23 protein-coding genes are annotated in these 21,458 nt (G+C 62.1%); 10 read left to right on the top strand and 13 right to left on the bottom strand.

Going from position 1 to position 21,458, the window contains the following annotated elements; all coding sequences use genetic code 11:
- Position 1: 1 nt before the first annotated feature.
- The 5 genes from LCM24_RS10885 to plsY all read right to left on the bottom strand — a co-directional run bounded on the left by LCM24_RS10885 (position 2) and on the right by plsY (position 4,952).
- Complete coding sequence (locus tag LCM24_RS10885; RefSeq protein WP_160594611.1) at positions 2 to 184, bottom strand: hypothetical protein; 183 nt, start codon at positions 182 to 184, stop codon at positions 2 to 4.
- Positions 184 to 2,730 (bottom strand): type I DNA topoisomerase, encoded by a 2,547-nt coding sequence (gene topA / locus LCM24_RS10880; protein ID WP_224804258.1) that lies wholly within the window; start codon positions 2,728 to 2,730, stop codon positions 184 to 186. Before topA ends, LCM24_RS10885 begins: the two co-directional genes overlap by 1 nt.
- Positions 2,731 to 2,812: 82 nt before the next feature.
- Positions 2,813 to 3,241, bottom strand: a complete 429-nt coding sequence (locus tag LCM24_RS10875; protein WP_224804256.1) for a GFA family protein — start codon at positions 3,239 to 3,241, stop codon at positions 2,813 to 2,815.
- Positions 3,238 to 4,356, bottom strand: coding sequence for a DNA-processing protein DprA (gene dprA / locus LCM24_RS10870; RefSeq protein WP_224804254.1), 1,119 nt, complete (start codon positions 4,354 to 4,356; stop codon positions 3,238 to 3,240). Before dprA ends, LCM24_RS10875 begins: the two co-directional genes overlap by 4 nt.
- Positions 4,353 to 4,952, bottom strand: a complete 600-nt coding sequence (gene plsY / locus LCM24_RS10865) for a glycerol-3-phosphate 1-O-acyltransferase PlsY (protein ID WP_224804251.1) — start codon at positions 4,950 to 4,952, stop codon at positions 4,353 to 4,355. The genes dprA and plsY overlap by 4 nt, the downstream gene beginning before the upstream one ends.
- A 96-nt stretch (positions 4,953 to 5,048) precedes the next feature.
- Between plsY and murI the strand changes: the two genes are divergently transcribed.
- The 5 genes from murI (at position 5,049) to LCM24_RS10840 (ending at position 9,037) form a co-directional block, all read left to right on the top strand.
- Positions 5,049 to 5,843: a glutamate racemase gene (murI, locus tag LCM24_RS10860; RefSeq protein WP_224804249.1), complete on the top strand. Its 795-nt coding sequence runs from the start codon at positions 5,049 to 5,051 to the stop codon at positions 5,841 to 5,843.
- A gap of 106 nt (positions 5,844 to 5,949) precedes the next feature.
- Complete coding sequence (hemA, locus tag LCM24_RS10855) at positions 5,950 to 7,170, top strand: 5-aminolevulinate synthase (RefSeq protein WP_224804949.1); 1,221 nt, start codon at positions 5,950 to 5,952, stop codon at positions 7,168 to 7,170.
- Positions 7,171 to 7,174: 4 nt separating this feature from the next.
- Positions 7,175 to 7,453: a YdeI/OmpD-associated family protein gene (locus LCM24_RS10850; RefSeq protein WP_224804247.1), complete on the top strand. Its 279-nt coding sequence runs from the start codon at positions 7,175 to 7,177 to the stop codon at positions 7,451 to 7,453.
- A 74-nt stretch (positions 7,454 to 7,527) separates the two neighbouring features.
- Entirely contained in the window at positions 7,528 to 8,220 is a 693-nt protein-coding gene (locus tag LCM24_RS10845; protein WP_224804245.1) for a nitroreductase, read from the top strand.
- Positions 8,221 to 8,269: 49 nt separating this feature from the next.
- Positions 8,270 to 9,037 carry a hypothetical protein gene (locus LCM24_RS10840; protein ID WP_224804243.1) on the top strand — a complete coding sequence of 256 codons (768 nt, stop codon included), beginning with the start codon at positions 8,270 to 8,272 and terminating at the stop codon, positions 9,035 to 9,037.
- Positions 9,038 to 9,049: 12 nt separating this feature from the next.
- Here LCM24_RS10840 and LCM24_RS10835 read toward each other — a convergent pair whose 3' ends face one another.
- The gene (locus LCM24_RS10835; protein WP_224804241.1) at positions 9,050 to 10,252 is read right to left on the bottom strand and encodes a type III PLP-dependent enzyme; all 1,203 of its coding nucleotides are present in this window, start codon (positions 10,250 to 10,252) and stop codon (positions 9,050 to 9,052) included.
- 188 nt (positions 10,253 to 10,440) lie between these two features.
- On the bottom strand, positions 10,441 to 10,998 hold the full coding sequence (locus LCM24_RS10830; RefSeq protein ID WP_090482627.1) for a LemA family protein: 558 nt from the start codon (positions 10,996 to 10,998) through the stop codon (positions 10,441 to 10,443).
- Positions 10,999 to 11,063: 65 nt separating this feature from the next.
- On the opposite strand from LCM24_RS10830, the gene LCM24_RS13105 reads away from it, so the two are divergent.
- Together LCM24_RS13105 and LCM24_RS10820 are read left to right on the top strand one after the other, a co-directional pair.
- A complete protein-coding gene (locus LCM24_RS13105) occupies positions 11,064 to 12,026 on the top strand; it encodes a DUF3137 domain-containing protein (protein ID WP_224804238.1) in 963 nt (320 codons plus the stop codon).
- A gap of 130 nt (positions 12,027 to 12,156) precedes the next feature.
- Positions 12,157 to 13,134, top strand: coding sequence for a hypothetical protein (locus LCM24_RS10820; RefSeq protein ID WP_224804236.1), 978 nt, complete (start codon positions 12,157 to 12,159; stop codon positions 13,132 to 13,134).
- Between the two features lie 9 nt (positions 13,135 to 13,143).
- On the opposite strand, the gene LCM24_RS10815 is transcribed toward LCM24_RS10820, so the two are convergent.
- The 6 genes from LCM24_RS10815 to LCM24_RS10790 form a co-directional block, all read right to left on the bottom strand.
- Positions 13,144 to 14,322 (bottom strand): carboxynorspermidine decarboxylase, encoded by a 1,179-nt coding sequence (locus LCM24_RS10815; protein ID WP_224804234.1) that lies wholly within the window; start codon positions 14,320 to 14,322, stop codon positions 13,144 to 13,146.
- Positions 14,323 to 14,363: 41 nt separating this feature from the next.
- A complete protein-coding gene (locus LCM24_RS10810) occupies positions 14,364 to 15,353 on the bottom strand; it encodes a peptidyl-alpha-hydroxyglycine alpha-amidating lyase family protein (protein WP_224804232.1) in 990 nt (329 codons plus the stop codon).
- A 99-nt stretch (positions 15,354 to 15,452) separates the two neighbouring features.
- A complete protein-coding gene (locus tag LCM24_RS10805) occupies positions 15,453 to 16,085 on the bottom strand; it encodes a hypothetical protein (protein WP_224804230.1) in 633 nt (210 codons plus the stop codon).
- Between the two features lie 11 nt (positions 16,086 to 16,096).
- Positions 16,097 to 16,792, bottom strand: a complete 696-nt coding sequence (locus LCM24_RS10800; RefSeq protein ID WP_224804228.1) for a hypothetical protein — start codon at positions 16,790 to 16,792, stop codon at positions 16,097 to 16,099.
- A 182-nt stretch (positions 16,793 to 16,974) separates the two neighbouring features.
- Entirely contained in the window at positions 16,975 to 18,264 is a 1,290-nt protein-coding gene (locus LCM24_RS10795; RefSeq protein ID WP_224804226.1) for a S41 family peptidase, read from the bottom strand.
- The gene (locus LCM24_RS10790; protein WP_224804224.1) at positions 18,264 to 19,475 is read right to left on the bottom strand and encodes a saccharopine dehydrogenase family protein; all 1,212 of its coding nucleotides are present in this window, start codon (positions 19,473 to 19,475) and stop codon (positions 18,264 to 18,266) included. Before LCM24_RS10790 ends, LCM24_RS10795 begins: the two co-directional genes overlap by 1 nt.
- Before the next feature lie 65 nt (positions 19,476 to 19,540).
- Here LCM24_RS10790 and LCM24_RS10785 point away from each other — a divergent pair, with 65 nt between their 5' ends.
- Genes LCM24_RS10785 through LCM24_RS10775 form a run of 3 tightly spaced genes read left to right on the top strand, consistent with a single transcriptional unit; the run spans position 19,541 to position 21,450 of the window.
- A complete protein-coding gene (locus LCM24_RS10785) occupies positions 19,541 to 20,500 on the top strand; it encodes a threonine/serine dehydratase (protein ID WP_224804222.1) in 960 nt (319 codons plus the stop codon).
- Positions 20,501 to 20,554: 54 nt separating this feature from the next.
- Entirely contained in the window at positions 20,555 to 20,989 is a 435-nt protein-coding gene (locus LCM24_RS10780; RefSeq protein ID WP_224804220.1) for an MAPEG family protein, read from the top strand.
- A gap of 11 nt (positions 20,990 to 21,000) precedes the next feature.
- Positions 21,001 to 21,450, top strand: a complete 450-nt coding sequence (locus tag LCM24_RS10775) for an MAPEG family protein (RefSeq protein ID WP_224804218.1) — start codon at positions 21,001 to 21,003, stop codon at positions 21,448 to 21,450.
- Positions 21,451 to 21,458 lie beyond the last annotated feature (8 nt).

The following is a 21,458-nucleotide window of genomic DNA, read 5'->3' as shown; positions in this document are numbered from 1 at the left end:
GTCAGCGCTTTTTGGCGACCTTGATCTTGTTCTTCTTCGCGAAGTCCTTGGTGGACTCCTCGCTGCGTCCCAGAGCCTTTGCGATCTGCTTCAGTCCCTGCCCCTTGGCAGCGAGGGTGCGGAGTTGGCCCGCCTCCTCGCCCGTCCAAGGTTGTTTGTGACGCTCGAAGCGTTCCTTGCCCATCAGTCAGCCTTCTTCTTCGCCGCCGCCTTCTTCTTCGGAGCAGCCTTCTTCTTGGCCGGGGCCTTGCGCTTTTTCTTGGCCGGTCCCTTGGCGGCGCGCGCATCGATCAGTTCGATGGCTTGCGCTTCGGTCACGTCCTCGGGTTTCATCTCCTTGGGGATTGTGGCGTTGGTGGTGCCGTCGGTGACATAGGGCCCATAGCGGCCCGGCATGACCTTCATCTCGCCGCCGCTGGTGGGATGTTCGCCCAGCGTCTTGATCGGTTCGGCCTTGCCGCGTCCGCCACCCTTGCGGTTGGCAGCTTGGGCGAGGATGTCGACGGCACGGTTCATGCCGACTTCGAACACTTCGCGCGTGTTCTGCAGCTTTCCGTATTTGCCGTCATGCCGCAGATACGGGCCGTAGCGCCCGATCGCCGCCTCGATTTCCTTGCCGGTTTCCGGATGCGCACCGACAATGCGCGGAAGGCTCAAAAGCTTGAGTGCCCATTCGAGATCGAAATCGTCGAGGTCCTTGGGGATGCTGGCGCGCTTGGCGTCCTTGCCCTCGCCCAGCTGGACGTAGGGGCCGAAGCGGCCGGTCTTGCGCTCTACCGGAAGGCCCGTTTCCGGGTCTTCGCCCATGACGCCATCATTGGCCCCGTCGTCACCTTCGCTGCCGGGCTTGGCGAACTGGCGGGTGAACTTGCACTCGGGGTAATTGGCGCAGGCAACGAAAGCACCGAAACGGCCACCGCGCAGTGCCAGGCGACCGCCTTCGCGGCCTTCCGTCTCGCACAGCGGGCAATGGCGCGGGTCCTTGCCATCGGCGCGCTCGGGGAAAAGATAGTCGGACAGGAAGTCGTCCAGCACCTCGGTCACTTCCGAAGGCTTTTTCTCCATGATCTCTTCGGTCTTGGGTTTGAAGTCTTTCCAGAACTCGGCCAGCAAGGCCTTCCATTCCTCTTCACCAGCCGAAACTTCGTCCAGCTCGTCTTCCATGCCGGCGGTGAATTCGAAGGCCACGTAGCGCTCGAAGAACCGTTCGAGAAATGCTGTGAGGAGGCGACCCGATTCCTCCGCAAAGAAACGGTTTTTCTCCATGCGCACATAGTTGCGATCGCGCAGCGTCTGGATCGTGCTGGCATAGGTCGACGGGCGGCCGATGCCGAGCTCTTCCAGCTTCTTGACCAGGCTCGCTTCCGAATAGCGCGGCGGCGGCTGGGTGAAGTGCTGGTTCGCTTCGACCGCCTTCTTCGCAGGGGCATCGCCCTTGCTCATGTTCGGCAGCAGGCCGTCCTCGTCATCGTCCGCGCTATCGTCCCGACCTTCCTGGTAGACGGCGAAGAAGCCCGGGAACTTCACGACCTGCCCGGTCGCGCGCAATTCGTGCTGGCCGGTCCCGTCGCGCAGCGTCACGGTCGTGCGTTCGAGTTGGGCCGCAGCCATCTGGCTGGCCATCGCGCGCTTGAAGATCAGGTCGTAAAGCTTGCCCTCGTCGCCGGAGCCTGCGCGGTCGCGCTTGAAATCGGTCGGGCGGATTGCCTCGTGGGCTTCCTGCGCATTCTTGGCCTTGCTCGAATAGAACCGCGGCTTGTCGGGAATGTAATAGGCATCGTAGCGGTCGGCGATGGCCTTGCGGCAGGCGTCGATCGCGCTGCCGTCCATCTGCACGCCGTCGGTACGCATGTAGGTGATCGCACCCGCTTCGTAGAGCGACTGGGCAAGCCGCATGGTGTGGCTGGCCGAAAAGCCGAGCTTGCGCGCAGCTTCCTGTTGCAGGGTCGAGGTGGTGAAAGGCGGGGCAGGATTGCGCTTGAGCGGCTTGGTCTCGATTTCCTCGATCGTGAAGCGCGCATCCTGGACCGCCTTTTGCGCGGCCTTGGCGCTACCTTCATCGCCGAGCGTCAGCTTGTCGAGCTTCTTGCCGTCGAACTTGACCAGGCGCGCGTCGAACTCCGTCCCGTCCTGTTCCAGTTTGGCGATGATCGACCAGTATTCGTCGGCCTTGAAATGCTCGATCTCGATCTCGCGATCGACGATGATCCGCAGCGCGACCGACTGGACGCGGCCGGCGCTCTTCGCGCCGGGCAGGCGGCGCCACAGCACCGGGCTGAGCGTGAAGCCATAAAGATAGTCGAGCGCGCGGCGCGCAAGATATGCGTCGATCAGCGGCTGGTCGAGCTCGCGCGGGGCCTTCATCGCGTCGGTGACGGCCTGCTTGGTGATTGCGTTGAAGGTGACGCGGTCAACCTTCTCCGGCAGTGCCTTGCGCTTGGCGAGCAATTCGCGGACGTGCCAGCTGATGGCTTCCCCTTCGCGGTCGGGGTCGGTCGCGAGGACGAGGCGGTCGGCCTGCTTGGCCGCATCGCTGATTTCCTTGAAGCGCTTCTGCTTGTCGCGATAGAGCTCCCAGTCCATCGCGAAATCCTCGTCCGGACGAACGCTGCCATCCTTGGGCGGCAGGTCGCGGACATGGCCGTAGGAGGCGAGAACCTTGAAGTCCTTGCCGAGGTATTTCTCGATGGTTTTCGCCTTTGCGGGCGACTCAACAATAACCAGTTGCATGGGGGTAAAAACGGTCCCTTACGTGTGTACGTGTATGTACGCGCGATTTTCAGTTCGGTTCGCGGGTCGTCAAGCGACTAAGTTATTTTCTGGCAATCACGCGCCACGCGAGCTTTGGGAGCCACTCCAAAGCCATCCGGATCGACGATTTTCTGATGGGTGCCGGCGTCATGTCGTAGAAATCGGGCTTGCGGTCAGAGAATATTTCGCTGGCCAGGTCGAGACCTTCCTCGCCGAACAGTCCGGCTGATACGGCCAGTTCCGGACCCAGTTGCGGCCGATGAAAGATGTTCGAGCCACACGCCTCGCAGAAGCCCCGCTCGGCAAACCCCGAGGATTTGAAAACCTTCAGCGTGTCGCCGGAAATCTCTGCATCGGGAACCTGAAGCGCCATCCACGGCCCGCTGCACCACTTGCGGCACATCGCGCAGTGACAGACATTGACGCCCTTCTCGGGCCTGGGGAGCGTGACTGTGACCGAACCGCACAGACATGAGCCGCGCATCGTCATGATGACAGGCTCACCCGTCCGGCAGCATGCCTCTCCAGCCGTCCGGCAATCTCCAGCTCGAGTAAAGCCAGTTGAACCGCCGCCGCGCTTTCGCCCGATTGGCGGATGAGTTCGTCGATGGCGACCGGCGCGGTTGTCAGGAGCGAGGCGATGTCGGCAGGTTCGGCCCCTGCCATCTCACCCGGTTCGAAATCGAAGGGCGTTACCGGCTCCCGGAAGGTCGAGCGCGGGCTGCCGTCGAAGCCGGTGAGCAATTCCACCACATCCTCAGGCGCCTGCACCAGGACAGCACCTTCGCGGATGAGATGGTTGCAGCCGTGGCTGCGCGCTTCGAGAGGGGAACCGGGGATCGCCATGACCTCGCGCCCCGCCTCGCCAGCCAGCCGAGCGGTGATGAGGCTGCCGGACTTGACCGCCGCTTCCACCACCAGCGTCCCGCTCGCCAGCCCGGCAATGATGCGGTTGCGGCTGGGGAAGTGGCTACCACGCGGTTCGGTGCCGGGTGGTTGCTCGGCGATCAGCAGGCCTTCGCTCGCAATCCGCTCTTGCAGATCGGTGTGCTGCGGCGGATAGGCGATGTCGATCCCGCTTGCGATCACGCCGATGGTGCTCGGGAAAGAGCCCTCGTGCGCGGCGCCGTCGATGCCCCGTGCAAGGCCAGACACTACGGTAAAGCCTGCCTCTGCCAGCCCCTGCCCGAAGTCCCGCGCCAGCTTCACCGCGGCAGCGCTGGCGTTGCGCGCGCCGACCATGGCGACGCAGGGCTTCACCGCCAGCGAAAGGTCGCCGCGATAGGTGATGATCGGCGGCGCGCCATCGATTTCGGCAAGCAGGGCCGGATAATCCGGCTGGTCGTGGAAGAGATATTTCGCGCCCGCGGCGCGCACGCCCTCTACCTCGCGCTCGATCCGGTCCTGCGGCGCAGCGCGATATTGCCGGCCGCCCTTCTTCCCGAAGTCGGGCAAAGCCTCCAGCGCCGCCATAGCATTGCCATAACGCGCCAGCAGCATGGCGTAGCTGACCGGTCCGATATTGGGAGACCGCAGCAGGCGAATGCGCGCGAAGGCTTCGGGCTGCGACAGCGGTGCAGCCTGCGGACGGACCGCCTCGTTCACTTGGAGGAGCCGACCTTCGGTTCGGTGCCTGCGGCCAGCCGCTTGATGTTTTCACGGTGCAGCCAGATCACCAGTACGGCAATCAGGGTCAGCACTTTCGCGAATGTGGGGATGCCGAGAACGAAGGCCGTGACGGCAGCGGCCACCACCGCGCTCATCCCCGCCACCGAGCTGATGCGCGTGATCGCGATGACGCCGATCCACACAATCGCGTAGGCGACACCGATCGGCCAGGCGAGCGCGAAGCTGACACCGGCATTGGTGGCGACGCCCTTGCCGCCCTTGAAACCCAGCCAGACCGGGCAGGCATGTCCGATGACGGCGAACAGCGCGGCCCAGCCCATGTCCTGCCAGAACCACATTCCCGCCAGCCAGACCGGCACGAACCCTTTCGCAAGATCGAGCAACAGCGTGGCGGCAGCCAGCCCCTTGCTGCCGGTACGCAGCACGTTCGTGGCCCCGATATTCCCGCTGCCTTGCTGGCGGATGTCGCCCTTTCCGGCCAGCTTGGCGAGGATCAGGCCGAAGGGGATCGACCCGAAGCCATACCCCAGCAACGCGGCATAAAGCGCGGTGATGGTCAGTTCGGTCGGCACTGGCGGTCCCCTTCTCTCTTCACGCAAAGGCTTGTCCTGCCCGTGTATTTCCATCTACCGCCCTAAACAAGGCGACAGGCAAAAGGATCATCGGTTTTGGACGCGAAAGCACCCATCCTGCTCTTCGATTCCGGTGTGGGCGGGCTGACCGTCCTGGCCGAATTGCGCGCCGTGCTTCCTGACGCGCCGGTGATCTACGCCGCGGACATCGCAGGGCTGCCCTACGGCGCAAAGAGCGAGGCGGAAGTCGCCGCGCGGGTCGCAGGCCTGCTTGGCCGCATGGCCGAACGCTACGAGCCGCGCCTGATCTGCATTGCCTGCAACACTGCCAGCACGATCGCGCTCGGCATGGTCCGCGACGTGCTGGAAACACCGATCGTCGGTACCGTGCCCGCCATCAAGCCCGCTGCCGCCATCACCAAGACCGGCACCATCGGCCTGCTGGGAACTGAAGCCACGGTTCGCCAGCGCTATGTCGACGACCTGGAAAAGGAATTTGCGAGCGGCAAGACGCTGCTGCGTTACGGCGCCAACGATCTCGTCGCTTTGGGGGAAGCAAAACTGCGCGGCGACGAGGTTAGCGTGGACGACGTTACCCGCGCTGCATCGGGTCTCGTCTTGCAAGCGGGCGGTGAAAATCTCGATACCGTGGTGCTGGCGTGCACCCACTTCCCCTTGCTCGAGCCGGAACTTCGCGAAGCCTTCGGCAAGGATGTAACCTTCGTCCACGGTGCTGCCGGCATTGCGCGGCGCGTCGCCTATCTCGTCGATGGTCAGCAATTCGATGCCTCGGGCGGCGACTTTGCGGTCACTACCGGCGAGATGGAGGATTTCGAGCGGCTGGCTCCGGCCTTCGCGAGGCACGGGATTTCGCGGCTGGTGCACTTCTGATCCTTGCGAATCGTTCGCAAAGATCGCGGTGGCGAAACGGCGTTCCTTGCACTATGTGACCCCGCAGAAATTGCCGCTGACGGGCGGCGCTGACGGGCAAACCCGCGTGAACTACGACCAGATCTTCGACGAAGCGATCGACCGCCTCCACACGGAAGGCCGCTATCGCGTGTTCATCGACATCATGCGCAACAAGGGTGCGTTCCCCAATGCGCGATGCTTCCACGGCCACAATGGCCCGAAGCCGATCACCGTCTGGTGTTCGAACGACTATCTCGCCATGGGCCAGCACCCCAAGGTCATCGAAGCGATGGAAAATGCGCTTCACGACGTTGGCGCGGGATCGGGCGGCACGCGCAATATCGGCGGTAACACGCACCTCCATGTAGAGCTGGAACAGGAACTGGCCGACCTGCACGGCAAGGATGGCGCGCTGCTGTTCACCAGCGGATATGTGTCGAACGATGCGACGCTCTCGACGCTGGCCAAGTTGCTGCCCGGCTGCGTGATTTTCTCCGACGAGTTGAACCATGCCAGCATGATCGCCGGCATCCGCAATTCCGGCTGCGAGAAGCGCGTTTTCCGCCACAACGATCTCGAACATCTCGAAGAATTGCTGGCCGCGGAAGACGAGGCGACACCCAAGCTGATCGCTTTCGAAAGCGTTTATTCCATGGATGGCGATGTCGCCCCGGTCCACGCGATCTGCGACCTGGCTGAAAAGTACAACGCCCTCACCTATGTCGACGAAGTCCACGCGGTAGGCATGTACGGCAAGCGCGGCGGCGGGATCACCGAACGTGACGAGGCGGCCGACCGGATCGACATTATCGAAGGCACGCTGGGCAAGGCATTCGGCGTGATGGGCGGCTATATCGCCGCCGATACCCGCGTGATCGACTGCATTCGTTCCTATGCGCCGGGTTTCATCTTCACCACCTCGCTCAGCCCGGTGCTGGTCGCAGGTGTGCTGGCAGCCGTGCGTCATCTCAAGGACTCCAGCGAGGAGCGCGACGCCCAGCAGGCAGCTGCCGCCAGCCTCAAGGCAAAGATGCGCGAAGCAGGCCTGCCGGTCATGGACAGCACCACGCATATCGTGCCCCTGATGGTCGGCGATCCGGTACGCGCCAAGAAAATCAGCGACATCCTGCTCGCCGAATATGGCGTCTATGTGCAGCCCATCAATTTCCCGACCGTCCCGCGCGGGACGGAGCGTTTGCGCTTCACTCCCGGTCCTGCTCACAGCGAAGCGATGATGGACGAACTGGTCGCTGCGCTGGTCGAAATCTGGGACCGCATGGACATGGAACTGCGCAAGGCAGCCTGAGCCGATGACGAAAGATGCCGACCCGGCCTTTCGCCACCGCACTCCCCCTGAACTGCAGAGCTTGCTGGATGCGAGCGATGCCCTCACGCAAAAATGGCAGGCGCTGCCCCCTCTCGCGCGCAACGAATGGATTTGCTGGACCATTTCGGCCGAGCAGGAAGCCACCCGCGAAAAGCGGCGCGCCCGGCTCCGCGAAGAAATCCTCGATGGCAAGAAACGCCCGTGCTGCTGGCCCGGCTGCCCTCATCGGCGCGAATCCGCGCGAAAGTGGGTGGATGCCTGAAAGTCCCGCGCCGTAACGGATTTTACCGAGCCGCTTCGCTGCGCTAATCCTTTCCCGCCTGAAGGGAGAGAAATGTGAGCGGCAATCCGGACCAAACATTCGCCGAGGTAGTCCTCGGACGGCGCAGCATTCGGGGCTATCTCGACAAGCCAGTGCCGCGCGAGTTGATCGAAGAAGTGTTGGCCCTGGCCATGCGCTCGCCCTCCTCGATGAACACACAGCCCTACCATTTCCACGTCATTACGGGTGCGCCGCTCGACGCCATCCGCAAGGGCAACACCGAGAACATCCTCGCAGGCGTGCCTGACAGCCGCGAATTCCGCCGGGGGGAGCCTTTTGGCGGCGTCCATCGCGAGCGGCAGATCGGCTGCGCCGTGCAGTTATTCGAAGCCATGGGTATCGAGCGTGACGACAAGGAAAAGCGCCAGGACTGGGTGCTGCGCGGCTTTCGCCAGTTCGACGCACCGGTCTGTGTCATCATTACGTATGACAAGGAATTGTCCGGCAGCGACGACACACCTTTCGATTGCGGCGCCGTCACCACCGCGCTCGTCAACGCCGCTTGGAGCCGCGGACTTGGCTGCGTGATCAATTCGCAAGGCATTATGCAGTCACCGGTGGTGCGAGAACACGCCAGCATTCCCGACGACCAGGTCATCATGAAGGCGGTTGCCATGGGCTGGCCGGACCCCGACTTCCCCGCCAATCCGGTAAAGATAACCCGCCGCGAAGTGAGCGAGGCGGCGAGGTTCGTCGGCTTCGACTGAGGGAAAGAAACGCCTGTTCGCAGGTTATGAAGGCGAACAGGAGGACGACTTGGCAGATAGACTGGTAGATTTGGGGGACGGCTTCTGGACCGTCAGGGGCGAATTCAGGATAGGGTTGCTCGACATCGGTACCCAGTGTTCGCTCGTCAGGCTGGCTGACGGAGATTTCGTCTTCCTCGACAGCTATACGCTCGACGATGGGGTCCGCGCCCAGATCGATGGCATTGTCGGTGATGCCAAGGTCGCTGCGATCCTCAACTTGCATCCGTTTCACACCATTCATTGCGAATGGATGCACGAGTCCTATCCCGAAGCGGAACTGTTCGGCACTGCGCGCCATGTCGACAAATTCCCCGCGCTTCCATGGCAGGAAATGCGCTGCGAGGACGATGCGATGAACGAGAGGTTCGGGCCGGACCTTACCTTTTCAGTCCCTCGCGGCGTGCCGCTCGTCAGCGAGGACGAGAGCGTGCACTTTTCATCGGTTCTCGCCCTGCACCGCCCCAGCGGAACGATCCACGTGGACGACACCTTCGTCTATCTGGACAAGGGCTTCCCGCTGTCCCTGCTTCCGATGATCAAGCGCCTGTCTTTTCACCCAACGCTCGCCAAGGCACTTGAGCCGCGCGCGGGTGCGGCAGACGAGTTCCGCGAGTGGGCGATCGACCTCGGCATCGACTGGGCCGATGCAAGGCGCATCGCCGCTGCCCACAATGCAATTTTTGATTTCGGCGAGAAACGCTTCCCCGATTACGTGGGGGAAGCACTCGGACGTGTCGCTTCCGTGCTCGACCGCCATCACGCCGAGCACGGGTAAGCAGACGAAAAGTTACCTGAGGCTGACGACGTTGTCGGCGGCGGGACGCGTGCGGCTGCCGTCGTAAAGGCTCGCCATCGGCTCGTCCTGGACGATGATCCGTTCGGCAGAGCCGAAGCCGTTGAAGTCGGTCTTCATCGCCGCGCCGTAAGCGCCAAGCATGCCGATCTCGATATAATCGCCAGCCTGGATGTCTTCCGGCAGGCTAAACGGTCCCGGCATATAGTCGGCATCGTCGCAGGTCGGACCATAGAACGCGAAGTCCATTTCCGGCTTGATGAGGTCGTCCTCCAGCGCGCGGACCGGAAATTTCCAGTCTACATGCGCGGCATCGAAGAGAGCGCCATAGGCACCATCGTTGATGTAGAGTTCCTCGCCTCGGCGCTTTTCGACCTTCACAACTAGGCTGGAGTATTCCGCGCACAGCGCACGGCCGGGCTCACACCACAACTCCGCGTTGTAGGCGATCGGCAGCGCATAGAAGTGCTGGTGGATGATGGTGAAGTAATCTTCCAGCGGCGGCGGTTCCATGCCCGGATAAACACTGGGGAAGCCCCCACCCACATCGATCATGTCGATGACCACGGAAGCCTCGGCGATCGCGGCACGGGTACGGTCCAGCGCCTGCACATAGGCGAACGGGCTCATCGCCTGGCTTCCGACATGGAAGCACACGCCCAGCCAGTCGGCATACTGGCGGGTTTCCTGCAACAGCGCGGGCGCTTCGGTCAGATCGCAGCCGAATTTCGATGCAAGGCTAAGCGCCGCGTGTTCGCTGGAAACGCGCAGGCGGACGCAGAGCCGCAGGTCGGTTGCAGGATTGCCGTCGGCATCGCTCGTCGCTTCGACGATCTTGGCGAGCTCTTCACTCGAATCGAGGCTGAAGGTCTTCACGCCATGCTCGAAGTAAGCTTCGCGAATGGCACCGCGCGATTTGACCGGGTGCATGAAGCACAGCGTCGCATCGGGCAGCACCGAACGCGTCAGCCGCACTTCGGCAATGGAAGCGACGTCGTAATGCGTGACACCATTGTCCCACAGGATGCGGAACAGGTCGGGCGACGGATTCGCCTTCACCGCATAGAGCGACTTGCCCGGAAATTTCTCGACGAAGAAACGGGCAGCGCGCGCAGCGGCGTGCGGGCGATTGAGGATTACGGGCTCGTCCGGCGCGAGGGCGCGAACTACGGACCGGGCGTCAGGGAAATGCTGCAACTCAAGGGACCCCCTAAACAGCTCTTGCGAGCCATGAAACGACAAGCTGCCTTGCGGTTAGGAAGTCCCCTTGGGGCAGCAGGAGGCGCGCATATACTTCGTGTGTCATGAACTGCAAGTGAAAACCGCGCACCTGATTGCAAGGCTTCGCAGGTTGCAGCGGGCCTAAGCTGCGATAGGCCGTGCCATCAGAAGCCGACCTTCGGAACGGCGTCGACCACGCCCTTCTCGCTGTCGTCGAGGCGGTGGAAGTCCGCTTCCTGGAAGCCCAGCGGTCCGGCGAACAGAACGGCAGGGAAGCTTTCGCGGCCCGTATTGTACCGCGATACCGCCGCGTTGAGCGCCCGGCGAGCCGCTGCCAGCTTGTCTTCCACATGGGTCAGCTCACGCTGCAATTCCTGGAAGTTCGCGCTTGCCTTGAGGTCCGGATAGGCCTCGCCCAGGGCCAGGAGCCGGTCGAGCGCGACGCGCAAACCCTGCTCGTCCCCCGAAGAGATCGGCCCGTTCGCCGCCTGGTTGCGCGCGGAAATCACGGCATCGAGCGTCTCTTTCTCGTGTCCTGCATAGCCCTTCACCGTTTCGACGAGATTGGGGATGAGGTCGTGGCGCTGGCGCAACTGCGCATCGATATCCGCAACGCCCTGGTTCACCGATTGGCGAAGCCCGACCAGTCGGTTGTAGATGCCGATGACGACCAGCGCGAGCAGCACGACGAGCGCGATCAGAACGATTGCAACCACTTCCATTCCTTAACCCCCTATTCGATGTCTGCGGGTATGATAGGGAACAAGGGTTAAGGGGGAAAGTACGCGTGATCGAATATCCGGACGCCGACCGGCTGATGGCAGGCGAACTTGGCGAATGGCTGCAGGGCCAACGCCAGGTGCGCCAGGATGCGATCGCGCAGTCGCATGACCGCTTGTTCAAGTCAGGCCTCGTCCTGCTCCCGCTTGCAGCATTTCTCTTCATCCTCGCGCCGCTTCCCCTCGAACCCAAGTTCTGGATCACCGCCATCGCAGCCGGCGGGGCTTGGGCGTGGAGCCAGGTGCCGAAGCACAAGGCAAAAAAGCAGGTAAAAACCGGCATCAACGAGGCGATCGCCGATGCGCTCGGCCTTGCTTACCGTCATGATTGCGAGGGCAGCGAGGCGTTCGGCAAAGCGCGCGACTATTCGATGCTCCCCTCGCACGACCGCGCCAGTTTCGAGGACATGTGGGCGGGCGAAGCGGCCGGACACTCACTGTTGCTGCACGAGGCACATCTCGAAGAACGCCGCGGATCGGGCAAGAACCGTCGCTGGGTCACGGTGTTTCGCGGTGTGATCCTGTCGATCGGCTTCGACCAGCCGTTTCACGGGACCACCCTGCTCGCCCCCGATGGTGCTTTCAGCAAGTTCTTCGGCGGCGCAAAGGACAGCATCAGGATCGACGGACAAATCCTCGACCGCGCTCAGATGGTCAGCCCCGAATTCGAGGATCGCTTCGACATCTACACCACGGACCAGACCGAAGCGCGATGGCTGATGCACCCTGAGTATATCGAGCGCGTCATGGCGCTGGAACATTCGTTGGGCGGTAAACACAGCGCTGTCCTGTTCACAGGCGGCAGCATGGTGATGGCGATCAAGAGCAGCAACATGTTTGAAAGCGGATCGCTCGACCACAACGAGGACGCTTTCCTTGTGCGCGAGACAATCGGGCAGTTTGCCCGGCTGGCCGATCTGGCTCTGGCGCTGAACCGGTTGAAACCAAGTGATAAAGGCCCCGCGGGATAGTCTGCCTCAAAGCAGCCAGGGTGATCCAAGGCCCCGTCGATGTCGCAATCGTGCAATCGGCACACAGCGGATTCATGGAGAATATCTGCCCACAAGGTCGCGAACCACCCAGGTCTGTGGAGGATCGACCATGCTTGGCAAAGCCACTATCACCCTATCTCTCGCACTGGTTTTCGCAGTTGGCGCCCAAGCCGGCCCGCCCGACGGCAAGGGCAAAGGCGGCGGCGGGGGCGGCAAGGATGACGAGCCGAGCGCTCCCATCGATCCGACCTATGTCCATTCGCTGTCAGGCAAACAGCCTACCATCGAAATTCTCGATAAAGACTTCGCAAATGGCAAGACGGCCTTCGTCATGGGCGACGGGCGGACGCGCGGAATGGATCATGCCCCCGATGAAGGTAGGGTACTCACCGAAGAGCACCGCACCCTCTACCAGACCCGCTACGAGCAGAATGCGGACGGCTCGACTTCGGTAACAAGCCGGGAAGTTCTCCACGATGGCGAGGTCAGCGCGAACAAGGTTCAGTGCATCGCGACAGCCAGGGGCGGAAGGACAGCCTATTCCCTGACGTCGACTACCAGCAACAAGATACGCATTTTCAACCCGGCCCTCGTCGAGCATTTCTTCAGTGGGGGCATTCAGTCGTGCGATTTCGCCGTCGACGGTTCGTTCATCGCAGCGATCGAGAACCTGCCCGGTAGCGGTTTCAATATCCTGAGGATCGACCTCCCCTCGGGCCAGCCGCAAACACTGTTCACCACCCTTTCCGAAACGCTGGAGCTCGAAAGCATCGATGTCGCTCCCGACGGCCAGAGCTATCTGGTCAGTTGGCGCGACCGTGGTGGAGCGACAACCGTGGACTACGTAAGCGAATGGCAACCGGGGACTGATGTTTTTGATCCCGGTTCGATCATCGCCAGTGACGCTCGGGGCGGAAGCTATTTATGCGAGGTGGTCGACAATCAGACGGTCGCCACCGGCTATATCTACCAGAGTGTCGCTGGACGCGAGCCTGTGTGGATCGAAGCGACCGCGAATGGTGAGCGGGAACTCATAGCCAGCAAAGGCAATCGCGGTATCTATTACCTCCGGTCGACGAAGTGCTGACGTCTCCGCTCAGCTCAACCGGTCCCTGAACGTATCGTAGCCGAACTCCTTCACCAGCTCGAGCTGGTCGATTTCGCTATCCCAGAGGTAGATGCTGGGTAGCTGGACGCCGTTGAAAGTGTTCGTCTTCACCATCGAATAATGTGCCTGGTCGAGGAAGGCGAAGCGTTGGCCGACCTGTGCGCCCCCGGGAATGCGATAGTCGCCGATAACATCGCCTGCGAGACAGGAGGGGCCGCCGATGCGGACCTCGGGCGTCTCGTGGTCCGTCGCCTCGCCCAGCATGGCGGGCCGATAGGGGGCTTCGATCACGTCGGGCATATGGCAGGTCGCTGAGATATCGGCGACCGCGACCGGCAGCTCGTTATGGCCGGTATCGAGGATCGTGCCGACGAGGATGCCTGCGTCGAGCGCCACGGCCTCGCCCGGCTCGAGATAGATTTCGGCACCCGTGTCATCCTTCGCATCGCGCAGGAATTCGATCAGCTCTTCGCGCTGGTAATCGGCCCGGGTGATGTGGTGACCGCCGCCCATGTTGATCCATTTGAGCTGGCCGAACCAAGGCTCGATCGCGTCGAAAACCTTGTCCCATGTGGCATGGAGCGGCTCGAAATCCTGTTCGCACAGATTGTGGAAGTGGATACCGTCGACGCCTTCCATGATTTCCGGCGTCAGCTGGTCGATGGGAAAGCCGAGGCGGCTTCCGGGGCTGGACGGGTCGTAGCGGGGAACCTCGCCGGTCGGGTGCATCGGATTGATGCGCAAGCCGACGTCGAAATCCTGTCCAGCCGCGCGCGCGGCATCGAGGATCAGCGTCGCGCGTTCCATCTGGCCGGGGGAATTGAAAATTACGTGATCCGAAAGGCGGCAGACCTCTTCCAGCTCTTCCGGCTTGTAGGCTGCCGAATAGGTCGCGATCTCGCCGTCGTAGAACTCGCTCGCCAACCGTGCTTCCCACAGGCCCGATGTGCATACCCCGTCAAGATATTCGCCGATGATCGGCGCGGTCGCCCACATCGAGAACGCCTTGAGGGCAGAGAGCACCTTGATACCGGCCTCGTCGCGGATTTCCGCCAGGATCTGGCAGTTCGCGCGCAGCTTGGCTGCGTCGACCACGAAGGCGGGGCTGCTGACGCGGTTGAGGTCGAAATGGGCAAATGCCCCAGGATCGCCGGCTTTTGTTTCCATGCGCCGCGACTTAGGGTGCAGCGCGCCCGGAGGGAAGAGGTCTATTCGTCCCGGTCGGTTTCGACTCCGGTCAGATCGAAGCGGATGACCCGGTTGCCGTAGACGTCGATCATGTAGGCACGGCCCGCGCGATCGAGCGCGATGTCGTGCCCAAGGCTAGCATTGTCGCCTTCGAGGCCGAGATCGAACGATCTTTCGACCGTCCCGTCCGGACGATAGACGCGCACGATAGCTCCATTGCGATCGAGCATATCCCGCCCCTCGACCGCCAAGGTCCAGCCGCCGCCGAGCGGTTTTACGCTGTAGGTGTGGCCGCGTTCGAGGCCGCGCCACTCTCCCGCCGGTTCGCCATCGGTTGTGAGGACGGAAATGCGCGCGTTTTCCCGATCTGCCACGAATATCCGCTCGCCATCGGTGGAGATGCCATGCGGCAAGTCGAGTTCACCGGCATCCTGCCCTTCTTCTCCCCACTGGCCGAGGAAATTGCCTTCGCGGTCGAAACGCGCGATCCGGTTGTTCGTGTAGCCATCGGCGATAAGCACCGTGTCGCCGAGAAAGGCGATGTCGGCCGGCCGGCCGAAATGCTGGCCATCCTGCCCCGCTTCGCCGCGAACGCCCCATTCGGACCGCAGGATGCCATCGTGCGAGAAGCGCAGGACCTGTTCGCGCGCGACATCGGTGATCCAGATATCGTCCTCATCGTCGATGGAAAGTCCGTGCGGCATGACGAGTTCATCGGCAGCCCAGCGGGCCAGTAGCACGCCTTCGGGTGAAAACATGAAGACTGTCGGCTGCGCGATAGCCTGCGTGGTGAAAGGCTCTACCCACTCTCGCCCTGCGCGGTGAAGGACGAAGACATGGCCATGGCTATCGACATCGACCGCGCTCGGCTGCCCGAAAACTGTATCTTCCGGCATTTCCGGCCAGTCGCTGTCGATGGCGATGCGAGGCGCCTGCTCGCGCGGCTGGGCGTTGCAGGACGCAAGCGCGCCCGCTGCGAGTAAAGTGACCAGGGCGATCTGCTTGCTCATGGCCGCGATACTATGCCGCGAGCCGTCCGCGTCAAAGGCAAACGTGAAAAGGGGCAGGAAGACTTCGCCTTCCCGCCCCCGTTTCAATCACGACTGGATCTACTTTTCCTTATCAGGACGGTAGACCAGCGCACGGATCGGCCCTTCGTAGGAAAACCCGCGCGACATCATCGCTTCGTGGCCGCTGCGCCAGTTGGACGCACCGAAGCCGGTATAGATGGTCGTCGTCGCAGTACCGGCAACGATGGTGTCGTGGCTCTCCCCGATCGGCTCGGGATCGACAGTCACCAGCGCGTACCGTTCGTTTTCTTGCGGCACGAACTGTACCGACAGGAGACCGGGACGGAACATGTACTGGTCACGCGTAAACGCGCGCGTTTCCACGCCATCGGCATCCAGCAGCACCACTTGCGGCGACACTACGCGAGCGAAGTCGAGCGCGGCGCCCAATTCCACCATCTTGGCACGGCTCGGATCCGGCAGGGCAAAGACCATGTAGGGCCCCGACGACCCATTGCGCACGAGACACGGGCCGCTGACCGAAAGCTCGTTGTCGAGCACCCAGATCTTCTTGTCCTTGTCCGGCGTCAGGCTGACAGCCGTGACCGTTTCCGGCGTATCGGCGCAGTCCGTCCGGTCGAACGACAGCGTGGCGGGATAGCTGGGCGTGGTCGTCGCACACCCGGCCAGAGCCGCCGAAGCCGCCGCGAGAAGAAGCGTCGCTTTCTTCATCGCGAACCCCGTCACCGCATCAGGCGGACGGCAGTTTCCGCCACTTCCTTGAGCGCGACGTCGATGCCCTCAGCCAGGCGTTCAGGCTGAGAGATCATGTCTTCACGGTTCTGAAACGCATACTCCGGGCTCGGCGCGATAGTGACAATGCCAGCCTGCGCATCGACCGGATTGTAGACGATCCGGTTTTCCATCAGCGTCGCTCCGGTACCGGCATCGATCATCCTGACGTCGGCTGCCACGGTCGGACGCCAAAGCTGGTTGCCCGAATTGACATATCCGTAGGCGGTGACGTTGAAGTCGATCAGCGCCTGAACACCTTCGGGTGCAGTCGGATAGTCTTCCAGAAACTCGCGCTTGTCGCGGTCCGGACCTTCGAGCATCGCAGCTTCGATGTCGGCTTCTGCCAATGCAGCGATAAGATAGCTTTCGAAGTTTGCTTCGGGCGTGTGGTTCACGCTTTCCAGCGCTTCGTTGACGCGGCTCTTGCGCGAGCCCTGAACGCCAGCGTCGATAAGTGCGCCGAGCAGGCCGAAGTTGCCCATGGTCGAGGCCGCCTCATATGCGACCGCATCGTCGCCGAGCGTGTCATCGACGATGGCGACGGATGTCACCGGCACGGCAGGCGCAGTGTAGGGCGTGCCCACATACGGATTTGCGCATGCGGCAAGGCTAAGCAGCCCGAGGGCTGCAATCGATTTTTTCATTGGTTACGTACCCCTCAATCAGCCGGGCGGATGATTCCGTCCCGGTGCGTCCCTGAAAGACGGCATGAGGTATATATACGACGGATTGACGGTCAATCCTGCCTGGCGATCATCTCTACACAGTCTTCGCGCTGTGGCGTCGGTGCCACGCCCGAACTCACCTATGTTAAGTCAGAGACTTCTCAATCGCTTTTCTCGAGGAGTTCGAACACGCGCGTGATCGCCGGATCGCTTCCGTCGCGTGCCGTACTGGCGGGCATGATCTCTACTTGCGCGATGTAGTCTTCGCGCGGCGTTCCATTGACGTGGAACAAGGCTTCGCCGCCCAGGTCTACCCTGGCATCGCTGTGCTCGAGGTCGTAATTCCACAGCCCGCCGAGCAAGTCTCCCATGTCCGAGCCGATCGTCACGGCATCACTTGCGGCGTCCATGCCGATTACGATCCCTTCTCCCATGCTCCCGGTCCAGCGTCCATGCAGGACGAAAACGGGGCCTCCGTAATATGGCTCGCGCGGCATAACGTATTCCACGAACTGGCGCGGGACCGTGAATTCGCGTTCGTAAACAGGGACGCGATGCATCTGGTAAGGCTGCGCCTCACTGACGAAGTGCCCGATGATCGAGCGGGCGACCTCGGTATTCCCCCCGCTCGGCGTTTCGCGCATGTCGAGTACCACGGCGCTCGCTCCCTTGGCCTCCTCCATGGCCGCATCGAAAGCTGCGATGGTATCATTATTTCCGAGCGAATTGAGCGGAGTGATGACGGCAACGCTGTCGTCCTGGCCGATGAAGCGCAGGTCCACGGTCGGTCGATCACGCAGGCTGTTTGCCCAGTCCCGCGTCGAGGCCAGTTCGATCGCATGGACACTGGCGTCCACCTTCCTGACGACGAGCTTGCGCAGACCGGCACGCTTTCCGTTCCCAGCTAGGGTAAGGCCATAGTCGAGCTGTGCATCCGTCGGTTCGGACAGGACTTCGCCGAAGGGCAAGCGCGCGGCACCGGAAGCGGGCGTACCGTCGATCGAGGCGATGGTATCGCCAGGCCGCAGCCCTGCCTCGAAAGCCGGAGAATCCCGCCGCACATCGACGATCTTCGCCTCACCGTCGATGAAGGCAAGGTCGAGATCCGCTGCGGTCATCACGATGGCATAATCATCATCCGTGAACGGACCGACGATGAGATGCGGGTCCATGAATGTCAGCGCAGTCTGGTGAATTACCTTGCGAAACTGGGCCGGGTTCTCGGACTTGAGGGCGACTTCTTTGGACCGCGCCAGCTGCGCATCGACGTCGATATCGTCGCGCTCGATATAGGCGTACTTGCCGCGCAGGAGGGTTTCGAACTCCCCCCAGGCCGCAGCAGCATCGAACGCCGCTTGCGCCACCGGCTGCCCGGATTGTTGTGCCTGAACAGCCGCGCCGGACGCTGCGCCGACAAGTGCGATAGCGCCAAGCGCGGCTTGCACGCGCATCAGAATTCGACCGGGCCGTCCAGTTCCTTCACCTGCCAGGGCAGGCCATGCTCATTGAGCATTTCCATGAACGGATCGGGGTCCATTTCTTCCATGTTGAAGACGCCGTCGCCTTCCCACTTGCCGGTGACCATCATGGCCGACCCGATCATCGCGGGTACGCCAGTGGTATAGGAGACCGCCTGGTTGCCGGTTTCCTCGTAAGCCGCCTCGTGGCTGCAGATATTGTTGATGTAGAATGTCTTTTCGCCCGAACCGTCGAGCGCCTCGCCAGTCGCGATGACGCCGATATTGGTGTTGCCCTTGGTCGTTTCGCCCAGCGTTTCGGGCTTGGGGAGCACGGCTGCAAGGAACTGAAGCGGGATGATGTCCTTGCCCTGGTAACGGACCGGATCGATGCGCGTCATGCCGACGTTTTGCAGCACGGTCAGGTGCTTGATGTACTCATCGCCAAAAGTCATCCAGAAACGCGCACGCTCCAGTTCAGGATTGAACTTGGCGAGGCTTTCCAGCTCCTCGTGGTACATCATGTACATGTTCTTCGGGCCGACGCCCTCGAAGTCGAATTCGACCTTCTTGCCCATTGCCGGGGTTTCGACGAATTCGCCGTTTTCCCAGTGGCGCGCGGGCGCGGTGACTTCGCGGATGTTGATTTCCGGATTGAAGTTGGTGGCAAATGCCTGGCCATGGTCGCCGCCATTGCAGTCGAGGATGTCGAGTTGGCGGATGGTCTTCAGCTTGTGCTTCTTCAGCCACATGGTGAAGACGCTGGTCACGCCCGGATCGAAACCCGATCCCAGCAGCGCCATGATCCCCGCCTCCTTGAAGCGATCGTGATAGGCCCACTGCCAGTGATACTCGAACTTGGCTTCGTCCTTGGGTTCGTAATTTGCCGTGTCGAGGTAGTCGACGCCCGCTTCGAGGCAGGCGTCCATGATCGGCAGATCCTGGTACGGAAGCGCGAGATTGACGACCAAGCTCGGCTGCACCTGCTTGATCAGGCGGACCATCGCCGGGACTTCTTCCGCGTCGATTTCATAAGTGCTGATCTCGACGCCGGTGCGTTCTTTCACGCTGGCTGCGATGGTATCGCACTTGCTCTTGGTGCGGCTGGCGAGATGGATATCGGTGAAGATATCCTTGTTCATCGCCATCTTGTGAACGCACACGCTGCTGACGCCGCCTGCGCCGATGACCAGAACTGTCGACATGGGAAAACCTCTTAGCTGAATTCGATTCTTGCCTGCCCCCTAGCGAAATGCGCTATCGCAGCCAAATGATCCGAGACGATATGCGCAAACCGACAAGACAGGGCGTCATCGATGCCGCTGCCTCGATTGCCGGTATCCTGCCACCTAGCCCGCTGCTTCCTGTCGAAATTGGCGGTGTCGTGGTACATGTAAAGGCCGAGAGCCTCCAAGCGGTCGGCGCCTTCAAGATCCGCGGCGGCTGGTGGCGGCTTGCGAATTTGACCGAGGACGAGAGGAAACGCGGTGTTATTGCGGTGTCTTCGGGAAATCACGCGCAAGGTGTCGCCTGGGCGGCACGGCGGCTTGGTCTCGAGGCAACCATAGTCATGCCGCGCAACGCGCCGCGGGTGAAGCTGGAAGCGACGCGCGCCCTTGGTGCAGAGATAGTGCTCTACGAACGTCCAGGTGAGGATCGCGACGAGGTCGCTGCCAAGCTGATTGCAGAACGCGGCGGGACGCTGGTCCACGCTTTCGGCGATCCCTGGGTGATCGAAGGACAGGGAAGCGCAGGTATAGAGATCGAGCAGCAGCTTGGCCGGGCCCCGTCACGTCTGATCGTGTGCTGCGGCGGCGGCGGACTGGCAGCCGGCCTCGCCCTCGCCTGCCCTGAAAGCGCAATCCACGTGGTCGAGCCGCACGGGTGGGACATGGTAGGCCAGGCGCTGGAGGCAGGCGAAGTGGTGCGTGTAGCCGATGATCCGCCTTCCACAATTTGCGACGCCTTGCAGCCTGACGCTACGAAGCCGATCAATCTCGACGTGCTGCAAGGGCGCGCCGAACCCGGAGTAACCGTGACCGACGAAGAGGTGCGCGAGGCGCAGCGCTTCGCTTTTTCGAAGCTCAACCTCGTCGTGGAACCCGGGGGCGCGGCAGCGCTCGCGGCGGCGCTCGCCGGGAAGGTTCAGCTGGACGAAGACACTGTCATTATGATTACCGGCGGCAATACAGACGCCGACAGCTTCGCCGAAACGCTACGCGGAGTTTGACAATCGGCGCGGCCCGCACCACCCATGCGGGCACAAAGGGAGGGAGTTCTTTCAATGCAGGCTCAAATGCTGGCACCGGCAGCGGTGCTGATCGCGTGGTCGCTTATCATGTTGCTGTGGATGGCGTTCACCCGCTTTCCGGCCATGAAGAAGAGCGGCATGGACCTCGGCAACGCCAAGCCCGGTGGCCGCGGACAGGACCTGGAAGGCGTTTTGCCGGACAAGGTGCAGTGGAAGTCGCACAACTACGCGCACCTGATGGAACAGCCGACCATCTTCTACCCGGCCGTCCTCATCATCGCCCTGCTGGGCGGCACGGGCGTCGATGCGCTGGTGGCATGGATCTATGTCGGCCTCCGCATCATCCATTCGGTCTGGCAGGCAACCGTTAACACCGTGTCGGTGCGTTTCCCCCTGTTCGTGCTGGCAACGATCGCGCTCGGCTACCTCGCTTCGCGGGCTGTCGCGCTCACCGTGTTCGCCGCTTAAGGAGAGACCGGATGGATATCGCACACTCGCCCATTCTCCAGCCCGTGGTGGCGCTGGCGATCTGGACCATGATCATGTGGTGCTGGATGTATGGCACCCGCATTCCCGCGATGAGCCGCAATCCCAATATCGATGCCGCCAATCTGGTTGGCTCTACGGGAGCGAGCCTGCGGGCCGAATTACCGGAAAAAGTCAGCTGGAAGGCCGACAATTACAACCACCTGCACGAAGCGCCGACCATTTTCTACGCCATCGCGCTGGTGCTGGCGATTACCGGCTACGGTGACGGCATGAACGCGCTGCTGGCCTGGATCTATGTCGGGCTTAGGGTCATGCATTCGCTGGTCCAGTCGACCAGCAACCGCGTACTCGTGCGTTTCGTGCTTTTCGCCCTGTCGAGCATCGTGCTGATGGCGATGATCTTCCACGCGGCGATCATCACCTTCGACATCCACCTGTAACGGCGAAG

Origin of the sequence: Qipengyuania aquimaris, assembly GCF_020171965.1 — a bacterium.
Taxonomy (GTDB): Bacteria; Pseudomonadota; Alphaproteobacteria; order Sphingomonadales; family Sphingomonadaceae; genus Qipengyuania; species Qipengyuania aquimaris_A.
Note: the sequence above shows the minus strand (reverse complement) of the source record. Positions and strands in the feature narration are given on the sequence as shown.